Here is a 17,674-nt window from a genome sequence, read left to right as displayed (position 1 = left end):
GATTACGCCGCCCCGGAAAGTTGCGCCCATTTCTGGCGCAGTACCGTGCTGAGCTTGGGATCGGACTTAGATGCAAGCGATTCCTGTGGCTGCAACACCGGAAATTCCGATCGCAACGGAACCGGGCCTGCCAACGCGTCGGGCGTCGGCTCTTCCTGGCTCATAATGTCTGCAATCGCAGCATCCAGCGCCTGTTCATCCAACTTGCGCGGCGCTGATTCCATGGGCTTCAACTGCAACGGAGAATGAAGCGGCTTATCGTATCCATTCGTCATTTGACCACCAATACCTTTACTGACATCCCAAACACGGATGCCTTTTCCCAGTTCCACAATCCCGGTCATCGGCTCTGAAAATGGCAGGCCAACCTACCGGATTGCGTCACATCCGCCCCATATGAGGCGAACCCCTGTCGTAAATGTGGCAAAAAAAGGACGCGCGTACAAGCGAAACATAGTCTTTTCACCGCACAACTGGCTGAAATGGATAAACAAACTGCAGCAGAAATCCGCATTACCATGCACTTTCGAAACAATGGTAAATTCTTCAACCAGAGCGGTGCTTACGTTCTATCCCGCCAGCGATTTACAATCGGATAGCGGCGATCCAGCCAGAAGGCCCGCGGCGACAACCGTGTGCCAGGCGCGGACTGGAAGCGCTTGTATTCACTAATGTAAATCAGATGTTCGACCCGCCGGGCCTCGGCCTCATCAAATCCGGCTGCAACGCAGTCGGCGATTGAGCCATCCTGATCTACCAAGATATCAAGAATCGCATCGAGAACGGGGTAGTCCGGCAGGCTGTCGCTGTCTTTCTGATCTTCACGCAATTCAGCACTTGGCGGCTTGTCGATCACCGAAGGGCGTATGACCTCACCCTCGGGACCCATCATCCAATCGCGATGATTGGCGTTGCGCCAGCGGCAGGTCTCGAACACGCGGGTTTTGTACAGATCCTTGATCGGGTTATAGCCACCGTTCATGTCACCATAGATAGTGGCGTAGCCGACTGCGACCTCGGACTTGTTGCCGGTGGTCAGCAGCATCTCGCCAAACTTGTTCGAGATCGCCATTAGCAGAAGACCGCGCAGGCGAGACTGGACATTTTCTTCGGTCAGGTCCTCATTCAGCCCCGCAAAAAGCGGAGCCAAAGTGTTGGTTACCGCTGCGCGTCCCTCAGAGATCGGCACAAAGTCGTAGTGCACGCCCAGCGCCTTGGCGACGGCTTCGGCATCATCCAAAGAACTTTGGCTTGTATATTCCGAAGGCAGCATTACGCAGCGTACATTTTCCGCCCCGATGGCATCCACGGCTATTGCGGCCACCAGCGCCGAGTCGACACCACCCGACAACCCCAGCACAGCTTTGCCAAACCCCGTCTTGCCCATGTAATCGCGCAGAGATTGCACCATCGCGCGATAGTCCTGCTCCCATTCGTCGGGTTGCGGCACGACTTCACCAGCCACAATACGCCATCCGTCATCTTGGCGCGACAGATCGATATGGCTGACGGCCTCATCGAAGACGGGCATGCGGAACGCAAGCTCTCCACCCGGGTTCAATCCAAACGTAGCACCGTCGAAAACCTGATCATCCTGCCCGCCGACCATGTTCAGGTAGATTACCGGCAGACCCGTTTCGACCGTGCGAGCCACCATGTGGTTCAACCGGATATCGTATTTGTTTCGAAAATAGGGCGAGCCGTTGGGGATCAGCAGAAACTCAGCCCCGGTTTCTTCCAGTGTCTCGGCGACATCCTCGTGCCAGCCATCCTCGCAAATCGGGCTACCGATACGGACATTTCCAACGGCATAAGGGCCGCCCATAGGACCCGCATCATAAAGACGGACTTCATCAAAGACGGTTTCATTGGGCAAATGATGTTTAAGAACTTTGCTGACAATCCGCCCACCTTTGAGGATCAGGTAGGCGTTATAAAGCTTCCCATCTTCAACCCAAGGACCGCCGATGGCCAACGCCGGGCCGTCGGCACAGTCTTCAGCCAACGCCTGCACCGCATTCATCGCGGCCCGATGAAACGCGGGCTTCATCACCAGATCCTGGGTATTGTAGCCGGTTATGAACATCTCGGGCAGCGCCACAAGATCAGCCTGCGCTGCGCGCCCTTGCTGCCAGGCTGCAGCAGCCTTGGCGGCATTACCGTCGATATCCCCAACCGTTGGGTTCAATTGCGCCAGAGTGATGCGGAAACGATCGGCCATTTTTGCCCTCTTGCCCTCATGTCTTTCAGGGATTTAGCAGATCACACCGCGAGTGAAAGGCAAATGCGCCAAAAGCCGTTGCTCTGCCCTCGGCGGTATCTTAGTTTTGCGCCAACACAAACACCGCAGGCAGGTACAAAAATGAAAGCGATCCGCACATCCCTTACCGCTGCAACGCTTACAATGCTGGCGTCTTTTGCGATCGCCCAACAGGACGGTCAGATTGTCATCGCTGATGATGATGTCGGAGGTGTCTACGAGGGCACGTTCGAAAACGGGCTGCGCCATGGCACCGGCACTTACCGCCTGCCGAACGGTTTTGAATATTCCGGTCAATGGGTCGAGGGCGAGATTCAAGGACAAGGCACCGCGCGCTACGCCAATGGCTCTGTCTATGAAGGGACATTCACCAAGGGCCAACCAGAAGGGCGCGGCAAAATCGTCTATTCTGATGGCCAGTCCTATGAGGGCGAGTGGGCCAACGGCACGATAAACGGTACCGGTATCGCGACATATTCCAACGGCTCGCGATACGAGGGCGGCTTCAAGGACGCCAGATATCACGGTCACGGCGTGCTGACCGGCCCGGATGGCTCGGTTTATGAGGGCGACTGGGTAAACGGCCAGAAAACCGGCAGCGCCAAGATCACCTACGCCGATGGAAGTACCTATGAGGGCGACTTGAATGGCGGGCAACGGCATGGTCAGGGTAGTCAAGTCTGGGTCGACGGCATGACTTATGCTGGGTCCTGGGCCAACGACCAGATGGCCGGAACAGGCCGTTTGGTTCAACCCAACGGAGATGTCTACGAAGGCGAAATGGTCGAAAATCGCCGACAGGGCAAAGGCAAGTCCATATACGCCAACGGTGCGACCTATGAAGGCGACTATGCTGACGACCAGCGCCATGGTCAGGGCACCTACAAGGGCAGCGACGGGTTTGCGTACACAGGTGCCTGGCAAAAGGGCCAGATTGAGGGCCTGGGTGAGATGCTCTATCCCGATGGTTCGGTCTATATCGGCGACTTTCTAGATGACCTGCCTCATGGCAAGGGGCAAACGACATACCCCGACGGATCAGTTTACGACGGCAACTGGATCGCCGGGATTTTTGAGGGCACCGGCACGGCAACCTATCCCAACGGAACGGCTTATACGGGCCAGTTCAAAAACGCCCGCTTCGACGGCAAAGGTATTCTGACCTTTGCAAATGGCTATCGCTATGATGGCGATTGGGTAGACGGCGTCCGACAGGGGAAGGGCAAGGCTACGTTTCCGGACGGGATCATTTACGAAGGCGATTTTCTGAATGGCAAGCGTCACGGCAAGGGAACACTGACCCGACCGGGCGGATACAGCTACACAGGCGACTGGGCCGACGGCAAGATCACTGGCTTTGGAACCGCCACCTATGAGACCGGGGATGTCTATGAGGGCAATTTCCTGGAAAACAAACGCCATGGTGACGGCACGATGCGTTTCGCGGGCGGCGAGGTTGAGACCGGCGTCTGGGAAAATGACACGCTGGCGACCGAAACAGAGACTGCCCCCGAAACCCCCGCTGCGGGTGCTGAAACCACTGAGCCAGACTCTAGCCCCGACGCGCCCGCCCCTGACGCGACAGACCCGGATATAAACGACGGCTAAATCAGCCCTACCAAGGCACGCGTTTGCCAGCCCAATCGTAAAAACTGCCCGAGTCAGCGGGGGTGAGTCCATTGATGACGGACAGCAGATTGGCTGCGGCCTCATTGGGTTCAACAGCCGGGTGGCGGGCAAGGTACTTTTCGGTAAAGGCCGTTTTGACTGTTCCGGGGTGCAAAGCGACACATATGGCCTGTTTGTGCGTGCGCGCCAATTCGATGGCAGCCGTATGTACTATCTGATTCACAGCCGCCTTGGCCGCACGATAACTGACCCACCCACCCAGCCGGTTGTCCCCGATTGAACCAACCCGGGCCGACAGCACGGCGATCACCGATCTGCGGTCGCGTGGCAGCAGGCGGTGCACGTGCTTCAACACCAAGGCCGGGCCAACTGCGTTCAGTGCAAACTGGTCCATCATCGCCTTCGCCGACAAGGTGCGCATAGATTTTTCCGGACCCATACCGTTAATCTCAAGCGCCCCTGAGGCTACCAGGATCAGATCAAACGGATCAGAAAGGGACGCCAGCATACGCTCTGCGCCATCCGGGTCGGTCAGGTCAAACCCATCCGTTGATCTGGCCAGTCGGATGACTTTGACACCATCCGTTGTCAGGTGGTCATTCAAAGCGCGCCCGATACCGCCAGAAGCTCCGATGATTAATGCAGTTTTCATGCACGAGAAGTTAGCCGAAAGCTTCATCGCTTCAACTCCACCGTCAATTTTGTTCCCCCTTAAATTTCCCGCTTTTCATTCGCCGCGCGCCCTGTATAAGCTGATCCCCATGATCAACCGCGCAGATATCGCTTTTGCAAACGCCGCACTCAGCGGCGCGTTGCTGCGTGGTCTACTGATCCTAATCCGCCTCTGAGCGTGCCATCCGGCGCGCCCGCTCAGAGGAGGACGCCCGCGCGCCAAGAGGCTTTAGGACAGAAGAAGAAAGAGAACCCCATGACAAACGTGACCGACCAAGACCGCGTCGTGATCTTCGACACCACCTTGCGCGACGGCGAGCAGAGCCCCGGCGCGACCATGACCCATAACGAAAAGCTCGAAATTGCCGAGCTTCTGGATGAGATGGGCGTCGACATCATCGAAGCCGGATTCCCCATTGCATCGGAAGGCGACTTCAAAGCGGTGTCCGAGATTGCCGAGCGCTCGAAGAACAGCCGCATCTGTGGTCTGGCCCGCGCCAATTTCGCCGATATCGATCGGTGTTGGGAGGCGGTGAAACACGCCGAGAAGAACCGGATCCACACCTTTATCGGAACCTCTCCGCTGCACCGGGCGATACCAAATCTGACGCAAGACGAGATGGCCGACAAGATCCACGAAACGGTCAGCCACGCGCGCAACCTTTGCGAAAACGTGCAGTGGTCGCCGATGGATGCGACCCGGACCGAATGGGATTATCTGTGCCGTGTGATCGAGATTGCAATCAAGGCTGGCGCCACCACGATCAATATCCCCGATACTGTCGGTTATACTGCCCCGGTCGAGTCTGCAGATCTGATCAAGCGCCTGATCGAGACGGTTCCCGGCGCGGATGAGGTAATCTTTGCCACCCACTGCCACAACGACCTTGGCATGGCGACAGCGAACTCTCTGGCAGCGGTCGCAGGTGGTGCGCGTCAGATCGAATGCACCATAAACGGGTTGGGTGAACGCGCAGGCAACACCGCGCTGGAAGAAGTTGTGATGGCGTTGCGCACACGCAACGACATCATGCCGTGGCATACTGGCATCGACACCACCAAGATCATGCATATTTCGCGCCGGGTCGCGACCGTGGCCGGATTTCCGGTGCAGTTCAACAAGGCCATCGTTGGAAAGAACGCATTTGCCCATGAAAGCGGCATCCATCAGGATGGCATGCTGAAGAACCGCGAAAACTTCGAGATCATGCGCCCTGAAGACATTGGGCTCTCTGGCACCTCTTTGCCGCTGGGCAAGCATTCGGGCCGCGCTGCGCTGCGCGATAAGCTCGAAACGCTGGGGTATGAGGTTGGTGACAACCAGCTCAAAGACATTTTTGTGCGCTTCAAGGATCTGGCCGACCGCAAGAAAGAAGTCTTTGACGATGACCTCATCGCGTTAATGAGCGTCGACGACGAAGCGGACGATCACCTGCAACTGGTGTCGATGAAAGTGACCTGCGGTACCGGAGGTCAGGCCGAAGCGACGGTCGAGCTGGAAGTAGAGGGTGCAGACAGGATCGCCACGGAAAACGGTGACGGCCCAGTCGACGCAACCTTCCGGGCGATCCGGGCGATCTATCCCAACACTGCGCGGCTGCAACTGTATCAGGTGCATGCGGTAACCGAAGGCACCGACGCGCAAGCCACGGTTTCGGTCCGTCTTGAAGAGGATGGTATGATCGCCACCGGTCAGTCTGCAAATACCGATACGGTGGTTGCGTCGGCCAAAGCCTATATCCACGCGCTGAACCGCCTGATCATGCGTCGTGAAAAGGCCGGTCCGGGGGCAGATACACGCGAGATCAGCTACAAAGACCTGACCTGATCGAAGGGTAAGGCGAATGGCTCCCGCACCCGCGGCGGCCCGGCTTCGCCGACCCTTCTTGGGTTTTGGGCCCGGCAGCGCGCCACTGGCGCGCTGCCGGGCCCAACGCGTTTGACGGCATCTTTGATGCAGGCAAACGGAGCGGGAGCTTTCCCTGTGTAATTCTTGCTTTTCAAAGCTGAGCGAACAGCTCCGACAAGCGGCGCGTTTCGTCTTCGATCCCGAAGGGTGCATTCAACATGAACATACCTGATCCGACCATGCGATGACCTTCCCGCGCCGGAGGGAACGTGACCTCATGGCAAATCGTTTTGGGATATCCAGCGGATTTCAGAGACGAAATCATAGCCTTGTGACGTGCATCCGTCAGGATTGGATACCAAAGTGCGATCACTCCCACATTCCATTTGCGGTGCAGCTTCGCGATCACCCCAGGCAAACGGTCATACTCGGCTTTCACTTCATAACTGGGATCGATCAGCATCATGCCCCGCCTCGGGGTCGGAGGCAGCAATGATTGGGCCAACTCAATCCCATCCTGCCGATAGACCTTCGCCCCGAAAGGCGACAGCGCCAGTGAAAGTGCCGTATGTTCCTGCGGATGCAGCTCGGCGAAATGCAGGCTATCCTGTTTTCGCAACAGGTTGGCCGCAATCAGAGGTGAACCGGGATACGCTTGCACGCCGTGACTGGCCTGTATGGTATCCAGCACCCGCGCCATTGGATGATCGGAATCAAACCAACCTTCGCGCCTGACGCGCCCGATCCCGGCGACAGCTTCACCCGTTCGAACCGCCTCAGCCGCGTCAAGGTGATATAGTCCACGCCCGGAGTGCGTTTCGATATAGCTGAGGGGTTTGTCCTTTTGGGTCAAATAACGCAGCGTCCACGCCAATAAAGCGTGCTTTTGCACATCAGCCAGATTTCCAGCGTGGTAAATGTGTTGATATGAGAGCATTATGCCTTCTAAAGTCCCCATCAATAAGGCGGAAAGGTGCTGATTGTCGCGGAATCAGCCCTTTAACCGGGCGAGTTGGCACCCTATAAGGCATCCGTCCCGGAACCGTCGAGTCGCGGGCAGTGGAAATTCTGACAAACGGGATCAGGGAAATATGGGCATCTTTGGCAATCTGGGCGGCCTGTTCACAGCGGACATGGCTATCGACCTTGGGACAGCAAACACGCTGGTTTATGTCAAAGGGCGCGGTGTCATCCTGTCGGAACCGTCTGTTGTGGCCTATCACGTCAAGGATGGCGTCAAGAAGGTGCTGGCCGTTGGCGAAGATGCCAAACTGATGCTGGGCCGGACGCCCGGTTCGATCGAGGCGATCCGCCCGATGCGTGAAGGCGTCATCGCTGATTTCGACACCGCCGAAGAGATGATCAAGCATTTCATCCGCAAGGTGCATAAACGCTCGACATTCTCGAAACCCAAGATCATCGTTTGCGTCCCTCATGGCGCAACCCCGGTTGAAAAACGCGCAATCCGCCAGTCGGTTCTGTCCGCAGGCGCGCGCCGCGCGGGCCTGATTGCCGAACCAATTGCGGCTGCGATTGGCGCGGGGATGCCGATAACCGATCCGACCGGCAACATGGTTGTCGATATCGGCGGCGGTACCACCGAGGTCGCGGTTCTGTCGCTGGGCGATATCGTCTATGCCCGCTCGGTCCGCGTTGGTGGCGACCGGATGGATGAGGCGATCATCTCGTACCTGCGGCGTCAACAGAACCTGCTGGTGGGTGAATCAACTGCGGAACGGATCAAGACCACCATCGGTACCGCACGGATGCCAGACGACGGGCGTGGCCAGTCGATGCATATTCGCGGGCGCGACTTGTTGAATGGTGTACCGAAGGAAATCGAGATCAGTCAGGCTCAGGTGGCCGAAGCGCTGTCTGAACCCGTGCAGCAGATTTGCGAGGCGGTAATGACCGCGCTGGAAACCACGCCGCCCGATCTAGCGGCGGACATCGTGGACCGGGGCGTGATGCTGACCGGCGGCGGCGCGCTGCTGGGTGATCTGGATCTGGCGCTGCGCGAGCAAACCGGTTTGGCAGTTTCTATTGCTGATGAAAGCCTGAATTGTGTGGCTTTGGGCACCGGCAAGGCGCTGGAATACGAAAAACAACTGCGCCACGCGATTGACTACGAAAGCTAAGGCGCGCACCCTTTGAAGGGTAACAAACGGACGCGAGCAGCACGGGAAGGTAACCTGTGGCAAAAGACCGTTCACAGCGCGACGAATACACGACCCCTTTGCGCCGCCTGCTGCTGGGGATCGTGGTCCTGTGCCTGCTGGGTATCTTCCTGATCTGGCGCATCGACAGCCCGCGCGTCGAACGGTTCCGCGCGCAGGTGGTGGACACGGTTGTCCCCTCGATGGAGTGGGCAATGGTTCCGGTCACTGCGCTGGTGAACCTGTCTCGTGATTTCCAAAGCTATCAGCGGCTGAGCGAGCAGAACCAGGAATTGCGCAGCGAGCTGCGCCTGATGCGCGCCTGGAAAGAGGCCGCGCTGCAGCTGGAACAGGAAAACGCCCGCCTGCTGGATCTCAACAACGTACGGCTCGATCCGCGCCTGACCTATGTCACAGGAGTTGTGATGGCCGATAGCGGCTCACCCTTCAGGCAATCTGTGCTGTTGAACGTAGGCGAGCGTGACGGGATCGTGGATGGTTGGGCAACGATGGACGGGATCGGAGTGGTCGGGCGCATCTCGGGCGTGGGCCCGGATACCGCGCGCGTGATCCTGATGACCGATGCCTCAAGCGCGATCCCGGCGACGATCCAGCCTTCGGGGCAGACGGCGCTGATCGCAGGTGACAATACTTCGGCCCCTGCAGTGGAGTTTCTGGAAAACCGGGAACTCGTGCGACCGGGCGACCGGGTCGTTACATCAGGCGATGGTGGCGTGTTCCCCGGTGGCTTGCTGATCGGTCAAATCACGGTTGATCCCGGTGGCAGGTTGCGTGTGCGGCTGTCGGCAGATTTCGAGCGGCTCGAGTTTCTGCGCGTACTACGCTATCAGTCGGCCCCACCAATCACGGAATCCGGTGATATCGTCGGCCCGCGTCAACCCGAAGCATCCTTGACCCCATCCGAGGTCAATGATGGATAGGTCGGTCTCAGGTCTGTGGGCCAAGCGCGGTCTCTATGTCGCTCTGGCGGCATTTGTGGTTTTTCTGCACCTGTTGCCGCTGGATACAAAACCTGATCGCCTGCCCTTTCCTGACATACTGATCGCTCTTACTTACGCTTGGGTTTTGCGGCGGCCGGAATATATTCCGATCCTGATCATTGCCATGGTCATGTTCATGGCCGATTTGCTGTTGCAACGCCCACCGGGGTTGCTTGCTGCGTTAGTGGTTCTGGGTGCAGCCTATCTTCATTCCACTGCAGCTGGCATGAAAGACAGTGGGTTTGTGGGCGAATGGGCAACCGTCGGGGCAGTGATCACGGTTGTGTTTGTGCTCTATCGACTCATTCTTGCTATCCTCTCGGTGCAACAGGCAACTCTGGGACCGGTAGTGGTGCAAGTTATTCTGACAATCGCAATCTATCCTGTGATGGTTTTGATGAGCCAAACTGTGTTTGGCGTAAGGCGCAAATCTGTTGCCGACAGCACGATGCCACGGGTGCGGCCATGAAGCAGCGCAAACCAAAGCCCAAGGGCCTTGCTTACAAACGTTTGCCGCGCCGCGCCTTGATCCTCGGTGGGCTACAAGCGGCCTTTATCGGGGGGCTGGCAGCCCGGATGCGGTTCATGCAGGTGGATCAAGCGGATGAATACCGTCTGCTGGCCGAAGAAAACCGGATCAACATCCGTCTGATCCCACCAACCCGGGGCCGGATTTATGACCGAAACGGGCAGATCATCGGATTAAACTCTCAGTCCTATCGCATCGTCATCGTGCGCGAGGATGCAGGCGATATCGACAAGGTCATCGCCAAGCTTTCGGAACTGATCCCGTTGACCGGGGACGAAATCGAGCGTGCCAAAACCGAAATGCGCCGATCGGCCCCGTTTCTGCCGGTCACGCTGGCCGATCAAGTAACGTGGGAGGATATCTCGAAAGTCGCGGTCAATGCCCCCGCACTGCCTGGTGTCACGCCCGAGGTCGGCATGACACGTCAGTATCCGCGCTATGAAGATTTCGCCCATGTGGTCGGCTATGTCGGCCCGGTCAGCGACTATGATCTGAGCCAGATTGAAGACCCCGAGCCGGTACTGCGCATCCCACGGTTCCAGATCGGCAAGGTCGGGCTGGAAGCCAAGCAAGAGATCACCTTGCGCGGCAAGGCCGGGGCCAAGCGGGTTGAGGTCAACGCCACAGGCCGGGTGATGCGCGAGCTGGACCGCCAGGTCGGCGAAGCCGGGGCAGATTTGCAATTGTCAGTCGACGCCAATCTGCAGCAATACGCGCAGGCGCGATTGGCTGGGGAAAGCGCCGCTGCGGTCGTGATCGATTGCGAAACCGGCGACATCCGCGCCATCAGCTCGGCCCCCAGCTTCGATCCGAACCTGTTCGTGCGTGGGATCTCGGTGGCGGACTACCAGATGCTGACGCAGGACAAGTATCGCCCGCTTGCCAATAAGACAGTACAGGGCACCTACCCTCCTGGATCGACTTTCAAAATGATCACCGCCATGGCTGCGCTCGAAGCCGGGGTGATCAGCCCATCCAGTACAGTGTACTGTCCGGGTCACATGAAAGTGGGCAGCCGCCGCTTTCACTGCTGGAAACGCGGCGGGCACGGGACGGTTGACCTTGAAACCTCGCTGAAGCGCAGTTGCGACGTCTACTATTACGACGTGGCAATTCGTGTCGGGATCGACAGGATTTCCGAGATGGCACGCACCTTCGGACTGGGTATCAAACATGACATTCCGATGTCTGCCGTTGCCGCCGGGCTTGCCCCCAATCAGGAATGGAAGCAGCGGGTTCACGGACAGGACTGGCTGGTAGGCGACACCGCAAACGCGTCGATCGGTCAGGGGTTCATGCTTGCCTCACCGCTTCAATTGGCCGTGATGACGGCGCGTTTGGCGACAGGTCGCGCCGTGCAACCACGCCTTGTTCGAACAATCAATGGGGTTGAACAGCCCTCGGGCGCGGGTGAACCGCTGCAGGTGAACCGCAACAACCTTGAGCAAGTGCGCAAAGCCATGTTCACAGTCTCGAATAACAGGCGTGGCACCGCGTATCGCAGTCGCATCATCGCCGATGAGTTCCGCATGGCAGGCAAAACCGGCACCAGTCAGGTGCGCAATATTACCAAGGCAGAACGCGCCGCAGGTGTGATCCGAAACGAAGACCTGCCATGGGAGCGTCGAGACCATGCCCTGTTCGTCAGCTTCGCCCCCTATGACAATCCGAAATACGCTGTGGCTGTGGTGGTGGAACACGGCGGCGGCGGCTCCAAAGCCGCGGCGCCAGTGGCGCGCGATATCATGCTGCAGGCACTCTACGATGGCACGCCACCGCTCGAGGCGTATCCGGCCGGAGACCGAGAGCGCATCAAAGAACAACAGAAACGGCTGGAGGGTGACCGTCGCCCCAAAGCGCGTCCTGACGAGAAGGACCGCGCATGAGCTATCTTGAATATGCCGTCAAATCCACGCCGTCGGGGTTTCGCAAGTTCCTTTATATGAACTGGCCGCTCACCCTATTGCTGATCAGCGTGGCAAGCGCGGGGTTCCTGATGCTCTACTCGGTCGCGGGTGGATCCTGGATGCCGTGGGCGGAACCGCAAATGGAACGGTTCGGTCTGGGCTTGGCAGCCATGTTTATCATCGCGCTTGTGCCTATCTGGTTCTGGCGGAACATGTCGGTTGTGGCCTATCTGGGCGCGATCGGTCTACTGATCGTGGTCGAACTGTTTGGAACGATCGGCATGGGGGCGCAGCGCTGGATTGATCTGGGCTTCATGCGGCTGCAACCCTCAGAAGTAATGAAAGTGGCGTTGGTGATGGTGCTGGCCGCCTATTACGACTGGCTGCCGGCGCACAAAACCTCGCGCCCGCTCTGGGTGATTATCCCGGTCATTCTGATCCTGATCCCGACATTCATGGTGCTGCGCCAGCCCGACCTAGGCACATCGATCCTGTTATTGGCTGCTGGTGGTGGTCTGATGTTCCTTGCCGGGGTGCATTGGGCCTATTTCGCTGCCGTGATTGCAGCGGGGGTTGGCCTAATTGCTGCGGTGTTCAACAGCCGAGGGACTGAATGGCAGTTGCTCAAAGATTACCAGTTCCGACGCATCGATACGTTTCTGGATCCTTCAACCGATCCGTTGGGAGCGGGATATCACATCACGCAATCGAAGATCGCTCTGGGTTCGGGGGGCTGGAATGGGCGCGGTTTCATGCAGGGAACGCAATCACGTCTTAACTTCCTGCCCGAAAAACACACCGATTTCATCTTCACCACCTTGGCCGAAGAGTTCGGCTTTGTCGGCGGCATCACACTGTTGATCCTTTACGGTCTGATCCTGATCTTCTGCATGGTCACGGCGCTGTCGACCAAGGATCGTTTCTCGTCTCTGGTGACACTTGGGATCGCGCTGAATTTCTTCCTGTTCTTTGCCGTCAATATGTCGATGGTGATGGGGCTGGCCCCAGTGGTCGGAGTACCGCTGCCGATGGTCAGTTATGGCGGCTCGGCCATGCTTGTCCTGATGGCCGCCTTTGGCATCGTTCAAAGCGCCCATATACATCGTCCCCGCTGAAAGGTTTCCCATGCCCGTGAATGTCCTGTTTTCCGCGCGCCCTGAGTTGTGGCCCGAGTATGAAGCTCTGATGCATCAATACTTGTCGGACGCAGGGCTAGATTTTCATCTGGCCACGGACATCCCTGCAGATCAGGTCGACTACATCGTTTACGCCCCGAACGGAGGGGTACAGGATTTCACGCCCTTCACACGGCTCAAGGCGGTGCTGAGCCTCTGGGCTGGGGTTGAGAAAATCTCGGGCAATGAAACCTTGACCGTTCCGCTGGCGCGTATGGTTGACGGGGGGTTAACGCAAGGCATGACGGAATGGGTGGTGGGCCATGTGCTGCGCTATCACCTTGGGATGGACCAACACATTACGCTACAGGATGGGGTCTGGACACCTGATGCGCCACCACTGGCCCAGCAACGCACCGTCTGCATCTTGGGTTTGGGCGCATTGGGTGAAGCATCGGCCCACGCGTTGGCAGCGTTGAATTTCCATGTCATCGGTTGGAGCCGTACCGCCAAGACTATTCCCGGCGTGACCTGTCTGCATGGTAAGAACGGGCTGCGCGATGCACTGTCCCAGGCCGAGATAGTGGTTTTGCTGCTGCCAGATACTCCGGCGACCGAAAACACGCTCAACGCCGAAACACTGGCGCTGTTGCCGGAAGAGGCCAAGATCATCAATCCGGGTCGCGGGCCGCTTATCGATGATGAGGCCCTGCTGGCCGCGCTGAATTCAGGGCAGGTCGGGCACGCCACGCTGGATGTCTTCCGCACCGAACCCCTGCCGACCGAGCATCCCTATTGGGCACATCCCAGTGTGACGGTGACGCCACATATAGCCTCGGAAACCAGACCTGTTACCGCAGCTCAGGTGATCTGCGAGAACATTCGCCGAGGTGAAGCGGGTGAACCCTTTCTCCACCTCGTTGACCGAAAGCTTGGGTACTAGGCCGCGATCAGCCCGCGGCCTTTGAGCAAGGCTTCGACGCCAGGCAGACGTCCACGGAAGGCCAGATACAGCTCTTCCGCCTCGCGGGATCCGCCAGTTGACAGGATGTGTTCCTCCAGTGCCTTGGCGCGTTCGGGATCAAACGCGCCGTCTGCTTCTTCGAAGGCAGCAAAGGCGTCGGCATCCATGACTTCGGACCACATATAACTGTAGTAACCCGCGCTATAACCGTCGCCCGCAAAGACATGGGCGAAATGCGGGGTGGCGTGGCGCATTCCAATGGCCCGAGGCATGCCGATTTCGGCCAGCACCTCGGCCTGTTTCTCCATCGGATCAGCGGGGGCAGCCCCCTCATGAAACGCCAGATCGACCAGGGCCGAGGCAACATATTCCACCGTCTGGAACCCCTGATCGAAATTGGCGGCCTGTAGCACCTTCTGCAACATCTCCTGCGGCATCGGTGCGCCCGTTTCGGCATGAGTGGCGAACTCAGCCAATACCTCGGGCACTTCCAGCCAATGTTCGTAAAGCTGGCTGGGCAGTTCAACGAAATCACGCGCCACCGAGGTGCCCGAGATACTCTCATAGGTCACATTGGACAGCATCTGGTGCAGGGCATGGCCGAACTCGTGAAACAACGTTCGGGCGTCATCATAGGACAAAAGCGCTGGTTCACCTTTGGCAAAGTTACAGACGTTGATCACGACCGGAGCCTGTTCTTTCGGGTATTTCGCCTGCCCGCGCATTGCGCTGCACCATGCACCCGACCGTTTCGAACCGCGTGCAAAGTAGTCACCGATGAACACCGCAATATGCTGCCCGTCACGGGTCACCTCCCACGCACGGCAATCGGGATGATAGAGCGGCACATCAAGCGGCGCGAACTCCAGCCCGAACAGCCGTGTGGCGCAGGCGAAAGACGCCTCGATCATTCGGTCCAGTTGCAGGTACGGCTTCAGCGCCGCTTCATCGAGATCATGTTCGGCCTTGCGGCGTTTCTCGGCATAGTAGCGCCAATCCCACGCCTCCAGCGGGCCATTTACGCCATCCTCTTGCATCATTGCCGTCAGCACCTCGGCATCTGCGTCGGCGCGGGTTTTGGCGGGCTCCCACACATCCAACAGCAGCTCTCGCACGCGATCTGGTGTGCGGGCCATCTCGGTCTCAAGCTTGTAGGCGGCGAAGCTGGCATACCCCAGCAGCTTGGCGCGTTCTTCGCGCAGGCGCAGGATGTCCGCCGCAATCTCGCGGTTGTCGGTCTCACCTCCATTTGCCCCCCGTGCAGTCCACGCGCGATAAGCCTTTGCACGCAAATCCCGGCGGGGCGAGAATTGCAGAAAGGGCACGATAATCGACCGAGAAAGGGTTACCACCGGGCCATCCGCTCCCTTTTCCTGACCCGCTGCGCGCGCTGCATCGATAACAAAATCCGGCAAGCCTTGCAGGTCTTCTTCGGTCAAATCCATGAACCAGTCGCGTTCATCCGCCAGCAAGTTCTGCGTGAAGGACGTGCCCAGAGACGCCAAACGGGCCTTGATCTCTTGCATTCTCGCATTGTCGGCGCCGGTCAACGCCGCCCCCGCCCGCATGAACCCGCGATGAGACAGCATCAAAACGCGCGCCTGTTCATCGGTCAGGTCTAGATTATCGCGCCGGTCCCATAAATCCGCCACGCGCTTAAACAGTGCTTTGTTTGATGAGATGCGCGAGTAGTGTGCCGCCAGCTTGGGCGAAAATTCGCGTTGCAGTTCTTCACGCTTGGGGTTGCTGTCCGCACCTGCAACGGTGAAAAAGACCGACAGAACCTTATCCAACTGCTCGCCTGCAGCCTCCAGCGCTTCGATCGTATTGGCGAATGTGGGCGTATCCGGACTCGCTGCTATCGCCTCAATCTCGGCATCATGTGCGTGCATCGCCTGATCCAGCGCAGGGGCAAAGTCATCATCCGTGATCGTTGCAAAGGGCGCGATTTCGAAGGGCGTGTTCCAGTCGGACAGGATCGGGTTGGTCATTGAGGTCTCCTTTGACCTCATAGCTAAGACCGTCCGTCGAAATGATCCAGAGCTACCCGAGAATTTGAGCCCGCCTTAATGAGATGCCCCGCAGATCGGGCAATCGGTGCGACGCGCCAGGGTGATCTTGCGGCTTTCGCCGTATAGCGCATCGTAGATCAACATCTCACCTCGCAATGCCTGCCCGGCGCCGGTGATCACCTTGATCGCCTCAACCGCCATCATCGAGCCGACCACACCCGGCAGTGGGCCGATTACTCCAGCCTCGGCGCAAGAAGGCGCAAGGCCGGGGGCAGGCGCTTCGGGGAAAATGCACTGATAGCACGGGCCGGTTGTGGCGGGATCGAACACACTCAGCTGCCCTTCCCATTGCGAAAGCGCCCCCGAGATCAGCGGTTTGCCCAACGCAACGGCCGTTCGGTTGGCCAGGTAGCGGGTATCGAAATTGTCAGTGCCATCAAGGATCAAATCGAAATCAGCGAACAGATCTGTTGCAATCTCTTCAGTCAGACGGCGATGATAAGGCAAGACAATCACATTGGGATTCTGCGCCACCATCGCCTGCTGGGCCGAGAACACTTTGGGCATGCCGATATCTGCGTCGCGGTGGATCACTTGCCGCTGTAGGTTGGCGTTCTCGACCACGTCATCGTCGATCACGCCGATTGTTCCCACTCCGGCGGCAGCCAAATATTGCAGGGCGGGCGCGCCGAGCCCCCCCGCACCGATTACCAGCACGCGCGCCTGTTTCATTCGCTTTTGGCCGGGACCGCCCAGTTCACGCAGAACGATGTGGCGGGCATAGCGTTCAAGCTCGGTCTCGCTGAACTGTTCGGATGGCTTGGCGGGCTCCGACGTCTGGCCGGACGCGGCGCGATTTCGCAACGCCTTCAAACCCCGCCCATAAAGCAGCACCAGCACAGCCGCTCCAGCGAGGATCAGCCACATCGCTGCCGACCCACCGGTCGCCTGACGCAACGGGTTTCCCTCAGGCAGGAGAAGTTGAGCAATAATCACGCCTATCAGGAGCGCGCCAATGGAAACCAGACGCGCGCTGCGCGACACCCCGGCGATATAGCCGACACCCCAAAGCCCGGCGGCAAGGATCAGAACCAGCAGCATCAGCCGCGCCCGGTCGAGCCGAAGCCACCCGCGCCGCGATCAGTCTCGGTCAGAGCCTCAACGTCCTGGAACATGGCCTGCACCACCGGTGCGACGATCAGTTGCGCGATACGTTCGCCATGCGTAATCTCGAAGGGGTCCTGACCCGCATTCATCACGATCACGCCCAACGGCCCGCGATAGTCGCTGTCGATTGTACCCGGAGTGTTGGGCAAGGTGATCCCGTGTTTCAAGGCAAGGCCCGATCGTGGACGCACCTGAACCTCGAACCCCTGCGGAATTTCGATCCTAAGGCCTGTCGGTATCAGCGCACGACGGCCCGGTTCAAGAATAACAGACTCACCATCCGGCAGATTGGCGCGCACATCCGCCCCGGCAGCACCCGCGGTTTCGTATGAAGGCAAGGGCACCAACGGGTCAGCCCCCTCCTCTCGGATCACGCGAATTGCCACCATACCTGTACCTCTTGTCTTTATGGC

At 58.6% G+C, this 17,674-nt stretch carries 16 protein-coding genes; 9 read left to right on the top strand and 7 right to left on the bottom strand.

The window, feature by feature from the left end:
* Positions 1-2: 2 nt before the first annotated feature.
* Together AC2TEM_RS14625 and AC2TEM_RS14620 are read right to left on the bottom strand one after the other, a co-directional pair.
* Positions 3-344, bottom strand: coding sequence for a hypothetical protein (locus tag AC2TEM_RS14625; protein WP_170423801.1), 342 nt, complete (start codon positions 342-344; stop codon positions 3-5).
* Positions 345-562: 218 nt separating this feature from the next.
* Positions 563-2,221, bottom strand: a complete 1,659-nt coding sequence (locus AC2TEM_RS14620) for an NAD+ synthase (protein ID WP_170818624.1) — start codon at positions 2,219-2,221, stop codon at positions 563-565.
* Between the two features lie 141 nt (positions 2,222-2,362).
* Here AC2TEM_RS14620 and AC2TEM_RS14615 point away from each other — a divergent pair, with 141 nt between their 5' ends.
* Positions 2,363-3,868, top strand: a complete 1,506-nt coding sequence (locus tag AC2TEM_RS14615; RefSeq protein ID WP_170609150.1) for a 2-isopropylmalate synthase — start codon at positions 2,363-2,365, stop codon at positions 3,866-3,868.
* Between the two features lie 7 nt (positions 3,869-3,875).
* On the opposite strand, the gene AC2TEM_RS14610 is transcribed toward AC2TEM_RS14615, so the two are convergent.
* The gene (locus AC2TEM_RS14610) at positions 3,876-4,541 is read right to left on the bottom strand and encodes an SDR family NAD(P)-dependent oxidoreductase (RefSeq protein ID WP_480790423.1); all 666 of its coding nucleotides are present in this window, start codon (positions 4,539-4,541) and stop codon (positions 3,876-3,878) included.
* Here AC2TEM_RS14610 and AC2TEM_RS14605 point away from each other — a divergent pair.
* On the top strand, positions 4,522-4,737 hold the full coding sequence (locus tag AC2TEM_RS14605; RefSeq protein ID WP_480856274.1) for a hypothetical protein: 216 nt from the start codon (positions 4,522-4,524) through the stop codon (positions 4,735-4,737). The genes AC2TEM_RS14610 and AC2TEM_RS14605 overlap by 20 nt on opposite strands.
* A gap of 80 nt (positions 4,738-4,817) precedes the next feature.
* Entirely contained in the window at positions 4,818-6,389 is a 1,572-nt protein-coding gene (locus tag AC2TEM_RS14600) for a 2-isopropylmalate synthase (protein ID WP_170395900.1), read from the top strand.
* A 172-nt stretch (positions 6,390-6,561) separates the two neighbouring features.
* Here AC2TEM_RS14600 and AC2TEM_RS14595 read toward each other — a convergent pair whose 3' ends face one another.
* The gene (locus AC2TEM_RS14595; protein ID WP_170423791.1) at positions 6,562-7,347 is read right to left on the bottom strand and encodes a 23S rRNA (adenine(2030)-N(6))-methyltransferase RlmJ; all 786 of its coding nucleotides are present in this window, start codon (positions 7,345-7,347) and stop codon (positions 6,562-6,564) included.
* 154 nt (positions 7,348-7,501) lie between these two features.
* Between AC2TEM_RS14595 and AC2TEM_RS14590 the strand changes: the two genes are divergently transcribed.
* Genes AC2TEM_RS14590 through AC2TEM_RS14565 form a run of 6 tightly spaced genes read left to right on the top strand, consistent with a single transcriptional unit; the run spans position 7,502 to position 14,061 of the window.
* Positions 7,502-8,548, top strand: a complete 1,047-nt coding sequence (locus AC2TEM_RS14590; RefSeq protein ID WP_039523195.1) for a rod shape-determining protein — start codon at positions 7,502-7,504, stop codon at positions 8,546-8,548.
* A gap of 56 nt (positions 8,549-8,604) precedes the next feature.
* Complete coding sequence (gene mreC / locus AC2TEM_RS14585) at positions 8,605-9,507, top strand: rod shape-determining protein MreC (RefSeq protein ID WP_170423788.1); 903 nt, start codon at positions 8,605-8,607, stop codon at positions 9,505-9,507.
* Positions 9,500-10,036 (top strand): rod shape-determining protein MreD, encoded by a 537-nt coding sequence (locus AC2TEM_RS14580; RefSeq protein WP_170423786.1) that lies wholly within the window; start codon positions 9,500-9,502, stop codon positions 10,034-10,036. Before mreC ends, AC2TEM_RS14580 begins: the two co-directional genes overlap by 8 nt.
* Positions 10,033-11,982: a penicillin-binding protein 2 gene (gene mrdA, locus AC2TEM_RS14575; protein ID WP_170423784.1), complete on the top strand. Its 1,950-nt coding sequence runs from the start codon at positions 10,033-10,035 to the stop codon at positions 11,980-11,982. The genes AC2TEM_RS14580 and mrdA overlap by 4 nt, the downstream gene beginning before the upstream one ends.
* On the top strand, positions 11,979-13,118 hold the full coding sequence (rodA, locus tag AC2TEM_RS14570; RefSeq protein ID WP_170395892.1) for a rod shape-determining protein RodA: 1,140 nt from the start codon (positions 11,979-11,981) through the stop codon (positions 13,116-13,118). The genes mrdA and rodA overlap by 4 nt, the downstream gene beginning before the upstream one ends.
* Positions 13,119-13,128: 10 nt before the next feature.
* Positions 13,129-14,061, top strand: a complete 933-nt coding sequence (locus AC2TEM_RS14565; RefSeq protein WP_170423782.1) for a 2-hydroxyacid dehydrogenase — start codon at positions 13,129-13,131, stop codon at positions 14,059-14,061.
* Here the strand turns inward: AC2TEM_RS14565 and AC2TEM_RS14560 are convergent.
* From AC2TEM_RS14560 to dut, 3 genes are all read right to left on the bottom strand, one after another.
* Positions 14,058-16,073, bottom strand: a complete 2,016-nt coding sequence (locus AC2TEM_RS14560) for a M3 family metallopeptidase (RefSeq protein WP_170423780.1) — start codon at positions 16,071-16,073, stop codon at positions 14,058-14,060. The two genes, AC2TEM_RS14565 and AC2TEM_RS14560, sit on opposite strands and share 4 nt — an antisense overlap.
* Before the next feature lie 75 nt (positions 16,074-16,148).
* Positions 16,149-17,195, bottom strand: coding sequence for a molybdopterin-synthase adenylyltransferase MoeB (locus AC2TEM_RS14555; RefSeq protein WP_170423778.1), 1,047 nt, complete (start codon positions 17,193-17,195; stop codon positions 16,149-16,151).
* Positions 17,195-17,650 (bottom strand): dUTP diphosphatase, encoded by a 456-nt coding sequence (dut, locus tag AC2TEM_RS14550; RefSeq protein ID WP_170423776.1) that lies wholly within the window; start codon positions 17,648-17,650, stop codon positions 17,195-17,197. Before dut ends, AC2TEM_RS14555 begins: the two co-directional genes overlap by 1 nt.
* Positions 17,651-17,674 lie beyond the last annotated feature (24 nt).

The organism is Ruegeria sp. HKCCD3925 (genome assembly GCF_057221175.1).
The sequence above is the reverse complement of the archived record's forward strand: the minus strand, read 5'-3'. Positions and strand labels throughout refer to the sequence as shown.